Here is a 15,945-nt window from a genome sequence, read left to right on the forward strand (position 1 = left end):
CCGACATGACCAAACCAACCATCGGCTTCATCGGCCTCGGCCTCATGGGGCGCGCCATGGTCGAATGCCTGCAGAAGGCCGGATATTCCGTGATGGTGCTGGGCCACCGCGACCGCACCGGCATCGACGAAGCCCTGTCGCGCGGCGGCTCCGAGGCGGCATCGGCCCGCGAACTGGCGCAGGCGTCGGACATCGTGATGTTCTGCATGGGCACATCGGATCATGTCGAATCCCGCGTCTATGGCGAAGAGGGCGTGCTGGCGGGCGCGAAGGACGGCCAGATCTTGATAGATTTCGGCACGTCCCTGCCCAGCTCGACCGAGCGCATCGGCAAGGATCTTGCCGCCAAGGGGGCCGCGTATCTGGACGCGCCGCTGGGCCGCACGCCCGCCCACGCGGTGGACGGTTTGCTGAACATCATGTGCGCGGGCGACAAGGACGCCTACGCGCGCGCCAAGCCCACGCTCGACTGCCTGGGCGAAAACGTCTTCCACCTGGGCGCGCTTGGCAACGGACACAAGATCAAGCTGATGAACAATTTCTTCGCCATGACCACCGCCATGGCCATGGCGGAGGTCTTCGCCGTCTCGGACACCGTGGGCGTGCCGCGCCAGATGGTCTATGACGTGATGGCGGCGGGACCGAACCATTCGGGCATGATGGATTTCATCAAGAACTACGCCACGGACGGGCAGATCGACCTGGCCTTCTCGGTGGAAAACGCGGCCAAGGACGTGGGCTATTACAAGGAGATGACCCGCAACTTCGGCGTCACGTCGCGCATGGCCGATTGCGCCGATGCCACGCTGCGCGCCGCGCGCGACAGCGGCTCGGGCGACCTGAACGTGCCGGAAATGGTCGACTGGATGACCCGCAACCTTGGGGATGCATGACATGAGGCTGCAGGGCAAACGCGCCTTCGTCACCGCGGCGGGGCAAGGCATCGGCCGGGCCATCGCCACCGGCATGGCCGCGGAAGGGGCGCATGTGGTCGCCACCGACCTGAACGGCGATCTTCTGGCGGATATCGGCACGGCCCAGGCCTTCGCGCTGGACGCCACCGACAAGGCGGCGCTGCAGGCGGCCATAGTGGACGCAGCACCCGACATCCTGGTCAACTGCGCGGGCTTCGTGCACCACGGCACCATCGCGGACTGCACCGACGACCAGTGGGAGTTCGCGCTGACCCTGAACTGCCGCACCCAGTTCCACGGGATGCAGGCCGCCCTGCCGGGCATGGTCGCGCGCGGCGGCGGGTCGATCATCAACATCTCGAGCGTGGCCAGCTCGATCATCGCGGCGCCCAACCGCTTCGTCTATGCCACCACCAAGGCCGCGGTGATCGCCATGACGAAATCCGTGGCGCTGGATTACGTGACCACCGGCGTGCGCTGCAACTGCATCTGTCCCGGCACCGTGGACAGCCCGTCGCTGCACCAGCGCTGGCACGACAGCGGCGATTACGAGGCGGCGCAAAAGCAGTTCATCGCCCGCCAGCCCATGGGCCGCGTCGGCACGCCCGAGGAAATCGCGAAACTGGCGATCTACCTGGGCTCGGACGAAAGCGCCTTCACCACCGGCCACGCCCACGTGATCGACGGCGGGTGGTCCGTGGGCTGATGCCAAGCGTTCACCAGCCGCCGCTTCACCACGAAGTGGCGGCCCGAGAAGACCGGCTGGGCTTGGGCATCGCCATGATGGCGCTGGCCGTGCTTGGCTTTACCTGCATCGACACATCGGCCAAGTGGCTGGTGCTGGCGGGCATCCCGGCGATCCAGGCGGTCTTTGCCCGCTATGCCGTTCATTTCCTGCAATCGCTTCTGCTGTTCCTGCCGCGCGAGGGCTGGGATGCGGTCCGGTCGAACGCGCCGAAGCGGCAGGCGCTGCGCGCCATGTTCCTGATGGGCAGCACGGTGTGCAACTTCACCGCCCTGCAATACCTGCCGCTGACCGTCACGACGACGATCATGTTCTCGGGGCCCATCGCGGTGACGCTGCTGGCGATCCCGATCCTGGGCGAGCGGGTGGGCATCCACCGGCTGGTCGCCGTCTGCGTGGGGTTCCTGGGCGTGCTGGTGGTGATGCAGCCCTGGGGCGCCGAGTTTCACCCGGCGATGCTTCTGAACCTGCTCGCCATGATGCTGGCGTCGCTCTATTTCATCCTGACGCGGATGCTGGCAGGCATCGAAAGCAACGCCACGGCGCAGATCTGGGCGTCGGGGCTGGCGACACTGGTGCTGACCCCGTTCGTGTGGTCGGTCTGGACCTGGCCGGACAGCCCCGCGGGATATGCCGTTCTGGTGCTGATCGGTCTGTTCGGCGGCACCAGCCATATCTGCGCCACCTACGCCCACCGGCTGGCCGATGCGTCGATCCTGGCGCCCATGATCTATATCCAGATCGTCCTGGCAGCCATCGCGTCGATCGTCGTCTTCGGGGTCTATCCGACCATCTGGACCCTCGCGGGCGGGCTGATCATCATCGCTGCGGGGCTATATATCTGGCGCCGTGAAAGCCGGGGCCGACGCCGCGTCTAGTTCACCCGCGTCAGCAGATCGCGCCCGGCCAGGAACGCCGCGATGTTGTCGCGCTGAAGCTGGCCCATCGCGGCCCGCGTCGCCACCGTCCCCGATCCCTGGTGGGGTTGCAGAACCACATTGTCGAGCGCGTGGAAGCGCGGGTTCACCTTCGGCTCGCCCTCGAACACGTCCAGGCCCGCGCCCGCCAGCTTGCCCGCTTCCAGCGCGTCGAGCAGCGCGCCCTCGTCCACCGTCGAGCCGCGCGAGATGTTGATCAGAACGCCGTTCTCGCCCAGCGCCTCCAAGATACGGGCATCGACCATGTTCTCGGTCTCGGGGCCGCCCACCAGCGACACCACAAGAAAATCCACCGCCCGCGCCAGGTCGACCGGATCGGCGTGGTAATCCCAACCCGGCGTGTCCTTTTCCGAGCGCGACCAGTAATGCACGTCCATCTTGAACGCCTCCAGCCGTTCGGCGATCTCGTGGCCGATGCGGCCCAGCCCGAGGATACCCGCCTTGCCGCCGCTCATCTTGCGGTTCAGCGGAAAGCTTTCGCCTTCGGCCCACGCGCCCGAGCGCACATGGGCGTCGCCCTGCCGCATCCGCCGCCCCTGCATGAGCAGCATCGCCACCGCCAGGTCGGCCACGTCGTCGTTCAGCACGTCGGGCGTGTTCGTCACTGCGATGTCGCGCGCGGTTGCGGCCGCCACGTCGATCGCGTCATAGCCCACGCCGAAATTGGCGATCAGGCCGAGGTTCGGGAAGGCGTCCATCTGCTCGGGTCCGAACGCGGCGTGGCCCATATAGGCGATGGCCGAGATCTGATCGCGTTCGGCGTCGTCCAGGGCCAGCGCGCTGTCCAGCGAAGACGCCATCACGGCGTCCAGATCGGTGCGCAACGCCTGTTCGTCGATCTTCATGTAGCCGCCGATGGCAAGGGTCTTGGTCATGGGGTCTGCTCCTGCAAAGAGTCCTGCGGTCGAGAGCAGCGTAACCGGGCAAGCGGTTGGATGGTATGCCAAAACGCGCCATCCGGGCCCGGGGGGGCGCCGTGCGCTGCGGGTGCGCTATCGCGTCAACCCGAAGAGACCCGGGCCGCGACCTTTCCCGTGGGGCTCAGGCCTCGATCCGTTTGAACCCGGCTTCTTCGTTCAGCGCGTTCGAGCGCTGCTCGATGGCGTCTTCGAGCCGTTTCATGAAGTCGGTGCGGCTCAGTCCCGGCCGGATCGGGTCAAGGAATTCGACGATCGCGGTGCCGGGATGGCGCATCACGCCGCGCTTTTCCCAGAATACGCCCACGTTGCAGGCCACCGGCACGCAGGGCTGTTCCAGCTGGTCGTAAAGCACGTGGGTCCCGATCTTGTAGGGCGCGGCCACGCCGGGCGCGATGCGCGTGCCTTGCGGATAGATGCACAGCTGGCCGGGCTTGGCGGAGCCTGACTTCACGTCCCTGACCATCTTGCCGATGGCCTTGCCGCGCTTGCCGCGGTTCACGAAGACGCAGCCGATCCGGTAGGCGTAGAAGCCCAGGATCGGGGCATACATCAATTCGCGTTTCATGATGAATTTGCCGCGCGGCACGGCGTTGAAGATCAGGATGATGTCCAGGAACGACTGGTGCTTGGCGGCGACCATGACCTGGTCGGTGGGCACCGGACCGCGCACTTCGGATTTCAGACCGACCATCCAGGACGCGGTCCAGATCACCCAGCGGCAATAGGCCTTGCAGGCCTTGCGGGCGCCCTGCGGATGGATCGCGGCATAGGGCAGATAGCCGATGCCGATGACGGCCATGGCGATGTACATCTGGGTGTTGAAGGCCAGCGACCGGACGAATTGCAGCGGTTTCATGGGATCTCCTTCAACGCGCGCAAGGCGGCGTGGCGCGTGGCCCAGAAGGCGATGAAAGCAGCTAGCGGGACGATCAGCAAGGGCAGCAGCCAGCCCGCCCCCGAAAAGGCAAGGTCGGTCAGGAACCCTCCGGCGGCGTCGGCGCGCGGCATCAGCGCGATGAACAGCACCGCCAGCGCGGTGCCGATGGCCGCCCCCATGGACGCGCGCAGCGTGAAGCGGCGCACAAAGGCGCGGGCGATGAAGATATCGCGCGCGCCCACCAGACGCAGCACCGTCATCACCTGCCTATTGGCGGCAAGCGCCGTGCTGGCGGCCAGCGTGATCATCGCCGCCATGGTCAGGACGATCAGCGTCAAGGCGCCCAGGGCCAGCAGGTTCAGCCGCTCGGCGGCGCGGATCAGCGGACGGCGCCAGCGGGTATGGTCGTCGACGACCGCGCCGGGCGCTTCGGCCTGCAGGCGCAGGCGCAGGCCCTCGGCATCGTAGCCACGCCCTTCCTCGATCACCTCGACCAGTTGCGGGATCGGCAGGGTTTCGACCGGCAATTCTGGGCCGAACCACGGCGCGAGAAGCGCGCGCTGTTCCGCGTCGCTCAGGGCGCGCGACGAGGCGACGCCGGGCGTTTCGGACAGGATGCGCAGCACCGCGTCGGTCTGGGCCTGGCGCTGGTCGGCCGGGGCCGAGATGCGGATGGTCGAGCTTTGCGCCAGCGCCTGCCCCCAGCGATCTGCCAGCCGCGCGGTGGCCAGCGACAGCGCCAGCGCGAAGACGCCCAGGAAGGCCATGGCGGCGGCGGTGAACACGGTCAGCTGCGCGGTGAACCCCGTTGGGGGCACGATCCGGTCGGCGCTGGGATCGCCCTTCAGCAAAGACGCAAGCTGTCGCAGACGGGTCACAGATCGGCCCCCGCCACATCCAGCTGGCCGCCGCGCAGGCGCAGCACGCGGGCGGCGACTTGCGACTTGGCCTGCCGGATCAGGTTCAGATCATGGGTGGCGATCAGCACCGCCTTGCCCATCTTGTTCAGCTCGACCAGTAGCGACAGCAGCCTGAGCGACATCTCCCAGTCCACGTTGCCTGTCGGCTCGTCCGCCAGGATCACGTCCGGCGACAGGATCAGCGCGCGGGCAAGTGCCGCGCGCTGGCGCTCGCCGCCCGACAGCTCGGGCGGCAGCGCCGTGGCGCGCTGTTCCAGCCCGACCCAGGCCAGCAACGCGCGCAGATCCTCGGCGAACTCGGCCGTGTCCTGGCCCGATGCCGCCAGCGGCAGCGTCAGGTTCTCGATCAGCGGCAGGTGGTCCAGGAAGCCGCAATCCTGGTGCACCACGCCCACGCGCCGCCTGACCTGCGCTATTCCGTCGCGGCCCAACTGGTCGGCAGGCTTGCCGAACGCGGTGACCCGCCCTTGGGTCGGGGCCAGCTCAAGATAGCACAATTTCAACAGGGTCGTCTTGCCCGCCCCGGAAGGTCCGGTCAGGAAATGAAAGGATCCCGGCGACAGCGTCAGGCTCAGATCGTTCAGCAGAGCCCGGCCATCATAGCCATAGCTCACCTGCGACAACTCGATCACGGGGGACCCCTCCGATTGCGCCATTGACGTCACGCCCCATGGCATAGCGGGCCGTTCCGCCGCAAAGTGTTTGAAAAGTGACAGCGAACAGTTAACAATTCGGGCGAGGGTAGAGAAAGCCGAAAAGGCTGGAGCGGGACAGGAAATACGAATGCGGCTTATTTGCCCGAATTGCGCAGCGCAATACGAGATCGACGACTCGTTGATCCCGGAGGGTGGTCGCGACGTACAATGCTCGAACTGCGGGCATACCTGGTACGAGGATCACGCCGAGGCGCTGACCGCGTCGGCCGACGACGCCGGTGCGACCGCGGGCGAGAGCCTGGACAAGCGCCCGCCCCGCCGCGAGCTCGACGCCAAGACCAAGCAGATCCTGCGCGAAGAGGCCGAGCGCGAGGCCGCGCAGCGCCGCGCCGCCGCCCAGGCCCCCGTCGCAGAGCAGACCGAGTTGGGTCTGACCCCGGAAGAAAGCTCCGAGCCCAAGGGCCTGCAGGACCTGCCAGACCGTTTCCCCGAAGGCGAAAAGACCGATAAAGGCGCGGCCGCACCCCAGGCACCGGCGCCCAGCGAAAGCCCGCCGCCGGACGAAGTCCCGGCGCAAAGCCGGGCCAAGGTGTCGCGCCCCGACCCCGACGCCGCGCGCAGTGCGGCGGCCATCGCCGCCTCGTCGCGGGGCGATCTTCTGCCCGATATCGACCAGATCAACTCGACCCTGACCGCCACGTCCGAGCGCCAGAAAGGCGCCGATCCCGCGGACGATTACGACGACGACCGCGCGCCCCTGCCCCCATCGGGCAGCGGCTTTCGCATCGGCTTCTCGGTGGTGCTGGCCCTGACCGCCATCGTCATGGCGGTCTATCTGCTGGCGCCCCAAATCGCTGACGCGATCCCCACTCTTGAGCCGACGCTGGCCAGCTACGTGGAGGCCGTGAACACCTTCCGCGCAACGCTGGACGGCTGGCTGATCTCGGCCTCGGAAGCGATCATCGGCGCGACGGACAACTAGAGCGTCACGCCCGCCTTGCGCAGCTCTTCGGCCACGTGGCCGAAATCCGACCCATGCGCCACGATGACCCCCAGCCTGCGGATCGCCGCCATGGCCGCGCGACTCGCATCGTCCGGGCCGGGCCCCGGCTCGCGCAGGATCACCGCGGGGATGCGCCCGCCGTGGCGGTGGCACGCCTCCAGATAGACCTCGGCATCGTGCTGGCCGGTATCGCCGATCAGGATGAAGGGCAGATCCGGGTTCGCGTTCAGGATTCGGTCGATGGCGCTGCCCTTGTGATCGCCATGGGTGCCCGAGATGAACTGCGTCTCGCTGATCCCGAGGTCCCGCAGGAACATCGGCCCCGCGGCAAGGCCCGCCCGGTCGAACACGCGCTCGAGGAACGCGTGCAGGTTCCACGGGCTCGAGCTGACGAAGAAGATCGGGTTGCGCCCGTGATTGGACAGGTGGTCCATCAGCACGATGGAATCCGGGAACACCCGCCGCGACGTGGCCGAGCCGGTGAAGGTCGTCCAGAGGTTGCGCGCCAGCGAATAGGCGCCGGTATGCATCATCGTGTCGTCGATATCCGACACCACACCCAGCCGCGCGTCGGGCGACGGGATCATGGCGCGGAAGATCTTGCGGCTGTCCGGATCGCCCGCGATCTCGAGCGCGACATCGTACCAGCCGGGCTTGGGATCCGCGACGGGCACTTCCACCGTGATGTAGCCTTCTTCGTCGCTTTGCACGGTGATGTCGTGGCCGGGGGCTGTGACGTCGACATGGGCGACCTCGTCGGTCAGGAACAGCGACAGCATTTCGCGCATGTTCTGCCAGCGGCTCTGGCCCGGATCGGGCGTGGTGCGCCTCAGGCTCGCCAGGACCCGCCCGCGCAGCACCACACCGCCGGGCTGGGCGTAGCCGCGATAGGCATCGAGAACGGGACGCTCGGGCCGCTTGCGCGGCCGCACACGGTCGAACCAGCGCTCGGCACGGATGGCCGTTCTGTGCAGTAATCCCAACTGCGCCACTGAAATCCCCCCGGTCAGCTTCAGGCCAGTCGCAGCCTAGCCCAGCGCGCCGCGTCGGCAACCGCAGGATCCCCGTCCTGTGTCAGCGGGGCCACATGTTTCGCCAACTCGGGCAGCCCGGAATTGCCGATGGCGTAGCACACGTTGCGCACCAGCCGGTCGCGCCCGATGCGCTTGATGGGCGAGCCCGCGAACATCGCGCGGAACCCCGCATCGTCCAGGCGGGCCAGCGCGGCCAGCTCGGGCGCCCGCCGGCCGGGCTGCGTAGCCAGGCGCATGTCGCGCGCGGCGGTGGCGAACTTGTTCCAGGGGCAGACGGCCAGGCAATCGTCGCAGCCGTAGATCCGGTTGCCGAGCCCCGCGCGCAGGTCCAGGTCCACCGGGCCGCGATGCTCGATGGTCAGGTAGGAAATGCAGCGCCGCGCATCCAGCCGGAACGGCGCGGGGAAGGCGTCGGTGGGGCAGACGTCCAGGCACTTGCGACACGATCCGCAATGCTCGGCCTCGGGCGCGTCGGGCGGCAGCGCAATGGTCGTAAAGATCGCGCCCAGGAACACCCAGTTGCCCAGGTCGCGGCCCAGCAGGTTGGTGTGCTTGCCCTGCCAGCCCAGCCCCGCGGCCTGGGCCAGCGGCTTCTCCATCACGGGCGCTGTATCCACGAACACCTTGATCTCTGCGCCCGCGCCCGCCCGGTCCAGCAACCAGCGCCCGACCCGCTTCAGCCGCTTCTTGACGACATCGTGGTAATCGCGCCCCTGGGCATAGACGCTGACCGCGCCCCGGTCCTTCAGCCCCACATCGTCCAGCGGATCATGCGCGGGGGTATAGCTTTCGGCCAGCATCACCACCGATCGCGCCTCGGGCCACAGCGCGGTGGGATCGCCGCGCCACGCCATCCGCTCGGCCATCCAGCCCATCTGTCCGTGGTGGTCGGCCTCCACGAAAGCGCGCAGCCTCTCCGCCGCGTCGGGGATCGCATCGGGACGGCAGACGCCCATCTTCACGAAACCGGCCTCGATCGCAAAGCGCTCCAGCGCCGCCTTCAGCGCCGCGCCCCCCTCATCACTGGTCTTCAAATACCTCTGCGGGCGGCCCGCCATCAGAAATCCAGGTCGGAGTAATGCGCGGGCGGCGGAAAGCCCGGCACTTGGTCGGCCAGGATCGAGCGGAAGGCGGGACGCGACTTGATCTTGGCGTACCAGTCCTTGACCGTCTCGGACCGGCGCCAATCCACGTCCGAGATGTAATCCAGCGACGACAGGTGCGCCGCGGCCGCGAAATCGGCAAGGGTCATCTGGTCGCCTGCCAGCCAGCGCCGCTGATCCAGCAGCCACGCCATGTAGTCCAGGTGGAACTTGATGGCCCGTGCGCCGGATTTCACCGCGCCGCTCTCGGGATAGCCCTGCCCCATCATCTTCTTGTTGACCCGCTCGTAGAGCAGCTTCGACGTCACCTCGTTGAAAAACTTGTCGTCGAACCACCCCACCAGGCGGCGCACCTCGTAGCGGTGCTCGGGCAGGCTGGGCATCAGCGGGATCTCGGGGTGGATCTCTTCCAGGTATTCGCAGATCGCGGTGGATTCGCTCATGTGACCCAGATCGGTCTTCAGCACCGGGACCTTGCCGGCCGGGTTGCGCCGCATGAAGTCGCTGTCCTTTTCCCAGTAGCGCTCCTCGACCAGTTCCACCTCGAGCTTCTTCTCGGCCAGGACCAACCGAACCTTGCGGCAGAAAGGCGACAGCGGAACGTGGAACAGGCGGTACATGGCGCAGGCCTTCTGGCTGGAAAACATTCCTTCAATGCCGCGTCTGGGGTCACGCATCAAGGGTCGGTGAGTGGGCCGTCCGCTATTGGAAGCAATCCGCCCGCCCGTCGGCGTCGATGGTGGCCGCCCCGTCACGGATCGCGCGCGCACGGCGCTGGACGAAGGCCGACGGGTTCGACGCCGATCGGTCCTTGGGCGCGGGCAGGATCGCCGCCAGCCGCGTCGCCTGCGTCGCCGTCAGCTCGGCCGGGGTGACGCGGAAATAGCGATAGGCGGCCGCGTCCACCCCGAAGACGCCTTCACCGAACTCGGCCACGTTCAGATACACTTCCAGGATCCGCCGTTTCGACCAGACCATCTCGACCACGGGGGTGATGACGGCCTCCAGCGCCTTGCGCAGCCATGAACGCCCCTGCCAGAGATAGACGTTCTTGACGACCTGCTGGCTGATCGTCGACGCCCCGCGCGCGCCGCCGTCGGTGATCGCGTCGCGGATGGCGGTGATGTCGAAGCCCCAATGGGTGCAGAAATTCGCGTCCTCGGCCGCCACCGCCGCGCGCGCCATGATCGGCGCCATCTGCGCCAGCGGCACCCATTCGTGGTCGACCTGGCCCAGCCGCCGCGCCTCGGCGCGCATGTAGGGGGTCGAGGGCGGATCGAAGACGGCGAAGCACGCCACCGCCAGCAGCAGGATCGCCACCGCCGCCAGCAGCCCCCGCGCGGTCCAGCGCGCAAGCCAGCGGATGGGCCGCGGGCGCCCCCATCGCGACGCCGCCTGCGGTGCCTTGCGGGACTTTCCCTTCGTCTTCGCCTTCGGTGCCATGGCGCTCCTTTGGCCCCGGCCCGGGCAGTCCGTCAAGCGGGGACACGTGAAAAAGGGCGCGCCCAACGGCCCGCCCCTTCATCTTTCCCGAAATACCTCGGGGAGCGCGAGGGGCAGCGCCCCTCGCATTCTTGAATCAGCCGTTGACGCTGTCCTTCAGCGCCTTGGCGATGGTCATCTTCACCACCTTGTCGGCGTCCTTCTTGATCTGCTCGCCGGTGGCGGGGTTGCGCACCATGCGCTCGGGCCGCTCGCGGCAGTAGATCTTGCCGACGCCGGGCAGGGTGACGGCACCGCCGCCGGACACTTCTTCGGTGATGACGCTGGTGATCGCGTCCAGGGCTTCGGCGGCGCCCTTCTTGTCGCTGTCCATCTTTTCGGCCAGTGCAGCAACCAGCTGCGTCTTGGTCATCGGTTTCGTCGCCATTGTTCTGTCTCCTCGATAGGCTTCTTGGCAGCATGGCACGCCTGTCGCACCATCCTTGGGACATACCACAACGCCTAGTGGACAGCAGGTCAAGACAAACTAGACGAAAAAAGCCGCAGAACCCCTTTTTTCCTTGGCTTATCGGCGCGAAACCACCCGACTGAGCCCCGCCAGCACGATCAGGACCATCCCGAAGGCCGCCATCAGCGGAATCGGCGTGCCGAAAATCCAGATGCTCAGGGCCGCCGCCACGGCCAATTGGCTGTAGATCAGGGGCGCCAGAAGCGCGGTCGAGCCCAGTCCCAGCGCGATGATCGCCAGAAGGTTGCCCGCCCCCGACGCAAAGCCCGATCCGAACAGCAGGCCCGGCACCTGCGGCCAGACCGGCACCGGATCGAACAGGGCCAGCGGCGCCAGCACCACAAGGCCCACCAGCAGCTGTCCGCCCAATTGCGACAGCGGCTGCCCGGTCTGCGCCGTCGCCCGCGTGGTGGTGATGTAGCTGCCGTAAAAACAGCCCGCCAGCAGCGCCCAGCCGATCCCCGGCTCCATGCCGAAGCCCGGCCGCACGACCAGCAGCACGCCCGCGAAGCCCAGCGCCACGGCGGCCCAGTCGACGCGGCGCACATCCTCGCCCAGCACCAGGCGCGCCAGCGCAAGCGACACGAAGGGCGCGATGAAGAAGGCGCCGAACGCGTCGGCCAGCGGCACCGTCGTCAGCGCCTGGGTGATGCAGCTGATCCCGCCCGCGATCAGCACGCCGCGCAGGCCCACCGCGATCAGGAACGCGCGCGATGGCTGCCAGCTGCGCGCGAAGCCCAGCGCCAGCGGCAGCACCAAGCCCGTGCCGACCACGAAGCGCCACCAGGCCAGCGTCACCGCGCCGTGGCTGGACGACAGCGCGGCGGCCTTGTTGAACGCGTCGCCCACCGGGATGAGCGACATCCCCGCCACCATGATCGCCGCGGCGACCAGGTTCTGGCGGGACGCGGGCGTGCTCACAGGAACGCGGTTTCCTCGAAGCTGCGCAGCTTGCGCGAATGGATGCGGGCCAGCGGCATCTCGCGGATGATCTCCATGGCGCGCACGCCGATCAGCAGGTGGCGCGCCACTTGCGTCTTGTAGAAATCCGACGCCATGCCGGGCAGTTTCAACTCGCCGTGGAGCGGCTTGTCGCTGACGCAAAGAAGCGTGCCGTAGGGCACCCGGAAGCGAAAGCCGTTGGCGGCGATGGTGGCACTTTCCATGTCCAGCGCCACCGCGCGCGATTGGCTGAGCCGCTGCACGGGGCCCGAATTCTCTCGCAGCTCCCAGTTGCGATTGTCGATCGTGGCCACCGTGCCCGTGCGCATGATGCGCTTCAGCTCGTAGCCTTCCAGCTCGGTGATCTGCTCGACCGCGTCTTCCAGCGCGATCTGCACTTCGGCCAGCGCCGGGATCGGCACCCAGACCGGCAGGTCGTCGTCCAGCACGTGATCCTCGCGCAGATAGGCATGGGCCAGCACGAAGTCGCCCAGCCGCTGCGAATTGCGCAGCCCCGCGCAATGGCCCACCATCAGCCACGCATGGGGCCGCAGCACGGCGATATGGTCGGTGGCGGTCTTCGCGTTGGACGGGCCAATGCCGATATTGACCATCGTGATGCCCGTCCCGCCGTCGCGGATCAGGTGATAGGTGGGCATCTGCGGCAGCTTGGCGGGCGGCTGCATGGGCGCGTCGGGGTCCGTGATGACCACGTTCCCGGGCCCCACGAAGGCGGTATAGCCGCTGTCGGGATCGCGCAGCGCAGAGCGGGCATAGGCCTCGAACTCTTCGATGTAGAACTGGTAGTTGGTGAACAGGACGTGATTCTGGAAGTGATCCGCGTCCGTCGCGGTATAATGCGACAGGCGGGCCAGCGAATAATCGACGCGCTGCGCCGTGAACGGCGCCAGCGGGCGCGAGCCGTCTTCGAACTTGAAGCCCTGGCCGTTGACGATGGCATCGTGGGTGATGCCCAGATCGGGCACGTCGAACACGTCGCGCAGCGTGAAATCCATCACGCCATCCTGCGGCACGGTCAGGTCGGGATCGCTCGCCACCGCGAAATGGACGGGCATGGGCGTGTCGGACGGGCCGATCGTGACCGGGACTTTCTGGTTGTCCAGCAAGAAGCGCAGCTGCTGTTCAAGATAGGCCGCGAACAGGTCGGGCCGGGTGATCGTCGTCGAATAGATGCCGGGCTCGGCCACGTGCCCGAAGCTCAGGCGGCTGTCGGTCGTGGCGAAGCTGGTCGTGGTCAGCCGGATCTCGGGATAGAAGGCCCGGAACCGCGTCGTGGGCATGCCGCCCTTCAGCGTCTCGACGAACTTCTCGCACAAGAAAGCGGTGGATTGCGCGTAAAGCTCGCGCAGGCGGGCCACGGCCTGGTCGGGATCGCGGAACGACTGGTGCTGATGCGCCTCGGGGCTGACGATGGGCAGGCTTTGCGGATGGGTCATGGCGCAGGCTCCAAGGCGATGACGCGGGCTTAGCGAAAAGGTATGACGCTCACAAGACAACGCAGCGGAACCCCGGTCGCAGCACCCGCGTTTCCGGGCTGTCATGCTCGCCGCCCCGAACCTCGTCTATTATCCCGATACCCATCCCGGCATCACCCGCAAGCGGGCGGGCCGCGGCTGGTCCTATACCGCGCCCGACGGCACCCGCATCGACGACCGGGCCGAGCGCAAGCGGCTGGACGCGATGGCCGTTCCCCCCGCCTACCAGCACGTGTGGATGAGCCCGCGCCCGGACGGCCACCTGCAGGCCACGGGGCGCGACGAGCGGGACCGCAAGCAATACCGCTATCACGAAGACTGGACCGCCTTCCGCGCGCGGCAGAAATACGACGACCTGGCCGCGTTCGGTGACGCGCTGCCGTCGATCCGCCGCCGCATCAGCCGCGACCTGCGCGGCGAGGCGGGCGACCGTGCCCTGGCCACCGCGGCGGTGCTGGCGATGATCGACCGGCTGAGCTTGCGCGTGGGCAACCGCGACTACGCCGAGGAAAACGGCACCTACGGTGCGACGACCCTGCGCCCGCGGCACGTGGCCCTCAGCCCCGACGCGCTGGAGCTGAACTACAAGGGCAAGGGCGGCAAGAAGATCACCCGCAAGCTGCGCGACAAGCGGCTGGCGCAGGTGCTGCACCAGCTCGACGATCTGCCGGGGGCGACGCTGGTGACCTGGATGGACGACGACGGCGCCGCGCACGAGGTGTCGTCGAGCCAGGTGAACGACCTGCTGGCGGAAGTCACCGGTGACGACGCCTTCACCGCCAAGACCTTCCGCACGTGGAACGGCACGGTGGCGGCGATGGACGTGGCGCTGTCCGACGAGGATCTGACCATCAAGGCGATGGCGGAGGCCGCGGCAAAGACCCTGGGCAACACCGCCACCATCGCGCGCAACAGCTACATCCACCCCGACGTGATCGCCCTGAAGGACGCGCCCCTGTCCGAGCGTGCCCAATTCGCCGATCGCGCCCCCGAACGGCGCGGCCTGCGCATCCCCGAACGCGCGGTGCTGGAATTGCTGAAGCGTTGATTGCGCTTTCCCCCGACAGCGCCGGTGATAGGCTTGCCCCCATGGATGACGCAGGCGGTCTGGACCGTTTCATAGCCGCGCAGGACGCCACCTACGCCCAGGCGAAGGACGAGGTGACGCGCGGGCGCAAGACCTCGCACTGGATGTGGTTCATCTTCCCGCAGCTACGCGGGCTCGGGCGCTCGCTTCGCGCCGAGTATTACGGCATCGCGGACCTGGACGAGGCCACGCGTTACCTGGCGCATCCCGTTCTGGGTCTGCGGCTGGTCGAGATGTTCGACACGCTTCTGGCGCATCACCCCCGGGCCGATCCGGTGGACATCTTCGGCAAGATCGACGCGGCCAAGCTGCGCAGCTCGGCCACGCTGTTCGCCCGCGTGCCGGATGCCCCGATCATCTTCCAGCGCGCGCTGGACGCCTATTTCGACGGCCCCTGCCCGCGGACCGAGGCGCTGTTGTGAACCTTTTGTCCTTCGGCCACGGCTATTCGGCCCGCGCGCTGGCGCCGCTGCTGCTGGCCGAGGGGTGGCGGGTGACGGGCACGACGCGCTCGCACGACAAGGCGCGCGAGATCGCCGAGACGGGCGTGACCCCGCTGATCTTTCCCGGCAGCGACATCGGCCCCGAGCTGGCGCGCGCGACGCATCTGCTGATCTCGGCGGGCCCGGACGAGGGTGGCGACCCGGTCTTGCAGGCGGTGGGCCCGCAGATCGCGCAGGCCGCGCCCCGGCTGCTCTGGGTGGGCTATCTGTCGACCACCGGCGTCTATGGCGACCATGACGGCGGCTGGGTGGACGAGGCGACGCCGCTGACCCCGTCCACGCGGCGCGGCGCGGCGCGGGTCCGGGCCGAGGCCGCGTGGCAGGCGCTGGCGCGCGACACCGGACTGCCGCTGCATATCTTCCGCCTGGCGGGCATCTACGGCCCCGGCCGCGGTCCCTTCGAGAAGGTGCGCAACGGCACTGCCCGGCGCATCGTCAAGCAGGGCCAGGTGTTCAGCCGCATCCATGTCGAGGACATCGCCCAGGTGCTCGCGGCGTCGATCGACCGGCCCCATCCCGGTGCCATCTACAACGTCTGCGACGACGACCCCGCCCCGCCCGAGGACGTGCTGGCCCACGCCGCCGACCTGCTGGGCGTGCCGCGCCCGCCGAAGGTGGATTTCGAGACCGCCGAGATGTCGCCCATGGCGCGCAGCTTCTATGCCGAAAGCAAGCGCGTGCGGAACGACCTGCTGAAGGACGAGCTGGGTGTCAGGCTGCGCTTTCCCGACTACCGCAGCGGGCTGGCGGACCTGCTGGCGCGCGAATAATCCCGACCGGCCCGCTGGAAACGGCGGGCGCAGACCATAGGTACCTGCATGGCGGCTGGCGATCCGTCCGCCCTTTCGCGAACGGC

The 15,945-nt window shown here is 67.9% G+C and carries 18 protein-coding genes; 7 read left to right on the forward strand and 11 right to left on the reverse strand.

Annotated elements, in window-relative coordinates; all coding sequences use genetic code 11:
• Positions 1–5 precede the first annotated feature (5 nt).
• From ILP92_RS15045 to ILP92_RS15055, 3 genes are read left to right on the forward strand one after another with little or no spacing between them, the layout of a single operon-like run.
• A complete protein-coding gene (locus tag ILP92_RS15045; RefSeq protein ID WP_198917240.1) occupies positions 6–893 on the forward strand; it encodes an NAD(P)-dependent oxidoreductase in 888 nt (295 codons plus the stop codon).
• 1 nt (position 894) lies between these two features.
• Complete coding sequence (locus tag ILP92_RS15050; RefSeq protein ID WP_198917241.1) at positions 895–1,620, forward strand: SDR family oxidoreductase; 726 nt, start codon at positions 895–897, stop codon at positions 1,618–1,620.
• The gene (locus ILP92_RS15055; protein WP_198917242.1) at positions 1,620–2,537 is read left to right on the forward strand and encodes a DMT family transporter; all 918 of its coding nucleotides are present in this window, start codon (positions 1,620–1,622) and stop codon (positions 2,535–2,537) included. The genes ILP92_RS15050 and ILP92_RS15055 overlap by 1 nt, the downstream gene beginning before the upstream one ends.
• Here ILP92_RS15055 and ILP92_RS15060 read toward each other — a convergent pair.
• The 4 genes from ILP92_RS15060 to ILP92_RS15075 all read right to left on the reverse strand — a co-directional run bounded on the left by ILP92_RS15060 (position 2,534) and on the right by ILP92_RS15075 (position 5,946).
• Positions 2,534–3,472, reverse strand: a complete 939-nt coding sequence (locus tag ILP92_RS15060) for a 2-hydroxyacid dehydrogenase (RefSeq protein WP_198917243.1) — start codon at positions 3,470–3,472, stop codon at positions 2,534–2,536. The genes ILP92_RS15055 and ILP92_RS15060 overlap by 4 nt on opposite strands.
• A gap of 166 nt (positions 3,473–3,638) precedes the next feature.
• The gene (locus ILP92_RS15065) at positions 3,639–4,373 is read right to left on the reverse strand and encodes a lysophospholipid acyltransferase family protein (protein ID WP_198917244.1); all 735 of its coding nucleotides are present in this window, start codon (positions 4,371–4,373) and stop codon (positions 3,639–3,641) included.
• Positions 4,370–5,272: a cell division protein FtsX gene (locus ILP92_RS15070; protein WP_438361558.1), complete on the reverse strand. Its 903-nt coding sequence runs from the start codon at positions 5,270–5,272 to the stop codon at positions 4,370–4,372. Before ILP92_RS15070 ends, ILP92_RS15065 begins: the two co-directional genes overlap by 4 nt.
• Entirely contained in the window at positions 5,269–5,946 is a 678-nt protein-coding gene (locus ILP92_RS15075) for a cell division ATP-binding protein FtsE (protein WP_198917245.1), read from the reverse strand. The genes ILP92_RS15070 and ILP92_RS15075 overlap by 4 nt, the downstream gene beginning before the upstream one ends.
• Positions 5,947–6,097: 151 nt before the next feature.
• Here ILP92_RS15075 and ILP92_RS15080 point away from each other — a divergent pair, with 151 nt between their 5' ends.
• The gene (locus ILP92_RS15080) at positions 6,098–6,952 is read left to right on the forward strand and encodes a zinc-ribbon domain-containing protein (RefSeq protein WP_198917246.1); all 855 of its coding nucleotides are present in this window, start codon (positions 6,098–6,100) and stop codon (positions 6,950–6,952) included.
• On the opposite strand, the gene ILP92_RS15085 is transcribed toward ILP92_RS15080, so the two are convergent.
• From ILP92_RS15085 to ILP92_RS15115, 7 genes are all read right to left on the reverse strand, one after another.
• On the reverse strand, positions 6,949–7,956 hold the full coding sequence (locus ILP92_RS15085; RefSeq protein ID WP_198917247.1) for an App1 family protein phosphatidate phosphatase: 1,008 nt from the start codon (positions 7,954–7,956) through the stop codon (positions 6,949–6,951). The two genes, ILP92_RS15080 and ILP92_RS15085, sit on opposite strands and share 4 nt — an antisense overlap.
• A gap of 29 nt (positions 7,957–7,985) precedes the next feature.
• Positions 7,986–9,065, reverse strand: a complete 1,080-nt coding sequence (gene queG, locus ILP92_RS15090) for a tRNA epoxyqueuosine(34) reductase QueG (protein WP_198917248.1) — start codon at positions 9,063–9,065, stop codon at positions 7,986–7,988.
• Complete coding sequence (gene fzlA, locus ILP92_RS15095; RefSeq protein ID WP_198917317.1) at positions 9,065–9,730, reverse strand: FtsZ-binding protein FzlA; 666 nt, start codon at positions 9,728–9,730, stop codon at positions 9,065–9,067. The genes queG and fzlA overlap by 1 nt, the downstream gene beginning before the upstream one ends.
• An 82-nt stretch (positions 9,731–9,812) precedes the next feature.
• Entirely contained in the window at positions 9,813–10,553 is a 741-nt protein-coding gene (gene mtgA, locus ILP92_RS15100; RefSeq protein WP_198917249.1) for a monofunctional biosynthetic peptidoglycan transglycosylase, read from the reverse strand.
• Between the two features lie 136 nt (positions 10,554–10,689).
• Positions 10,690–10,980: an HU family DNA-binding protein gene (locus ILP92_RS15105; RefSeq protein WP_198917250.1), complete on the reverse strand. Its 291-nt coding sequence runs from the start codon at positions 10,978–10,980 to the stop codon at positions 10,690–10,692.
• A gap of 138 nt (positions 10,981–11,118) precedes the next feature.
• Positions 11,119–11,982: a DMT family transporter gene (locus ILP92_RS15110; RefSeq protein WP_198917251.1), complete on the reverse strand. Its 864-nt coding sequence runs from the start codon at positions 11,980–11,982 to the stop codon at positions 11,119–11,121.
• Positions 11,979–13,460 carry an AMP nucleosidase gene (locus ILP92_RS15115; protein ID WP_198917252.1) on the reverse strand — a complete coding sequence of 494 codons (1,482 nt, stop codon included), beginning with the start codon at positions 13,458–13,460 and terminating at the stop codon, positions 11,979–11,981. The genes ILP92_RS15110 and ILP92_RS15115 overlap by 4 nt, the downstream gene beginning before the upstream one ends.
• A gap of 103 nt (positions 13,461–13,563) precedes the next feature.
• Between ILP92_RS15115 and ILP92_RS15120 the strand changes: the two genes are divergently transcribed.
• From ILP92_RS15120 to ILP92_RS15130, 3 genes are read left to right on the forward strand one after another with little or no spacing between them, the layout of a single operon-like run.
• A complete protein-coding gene (locus tag ILP92_RS15120) occupies positions 13,564–14,547 on the forward strand; it encodes a DNA topoisomerase IB (RefSeq protein ID WP_198917253.1) in 984 nt (327 codons plus the stop codon).
• A gap of 41 nt (positions 14,548–14,588) precedes the next feature.
• A complete protein-coding gene (locus tag ILP92_RS15125; RefSeq protein ID WP_198917254.1) occupies positions 14,589–15,008 on the forward strand; it encodes a DUF1810 domain-containing protein in 420 nt (139 codons plus the stop codon).
• The gene (locus ILP92_RS15130) at positions 15,005–15,859 is read left to right on the forward strand and encodes an SDR family oxidoreductase (protein WP_368667903.1); all 855 of its coding nucleotides are present in this window, start codon (positions 15,005–15,007) and stop codon (positions 15,857–15,859) included. Before ILP92_RS15125 ends, ILP92_RS15130 begins: the two co-directional genes overlap by 4 nt.
• Positions 15,860–15,945: the final 86 nt, after the last annotated feature.

Source organism: Palleronia pontilimi, from assembly GCF_016412875.1.
Classification (GTDB): Bacteria; Pseudomonadota; Alphaproteobacteria; order Rhodobacterales; family Rhodobacteraceae; genus Palleronia; species Palleronia pontilimi.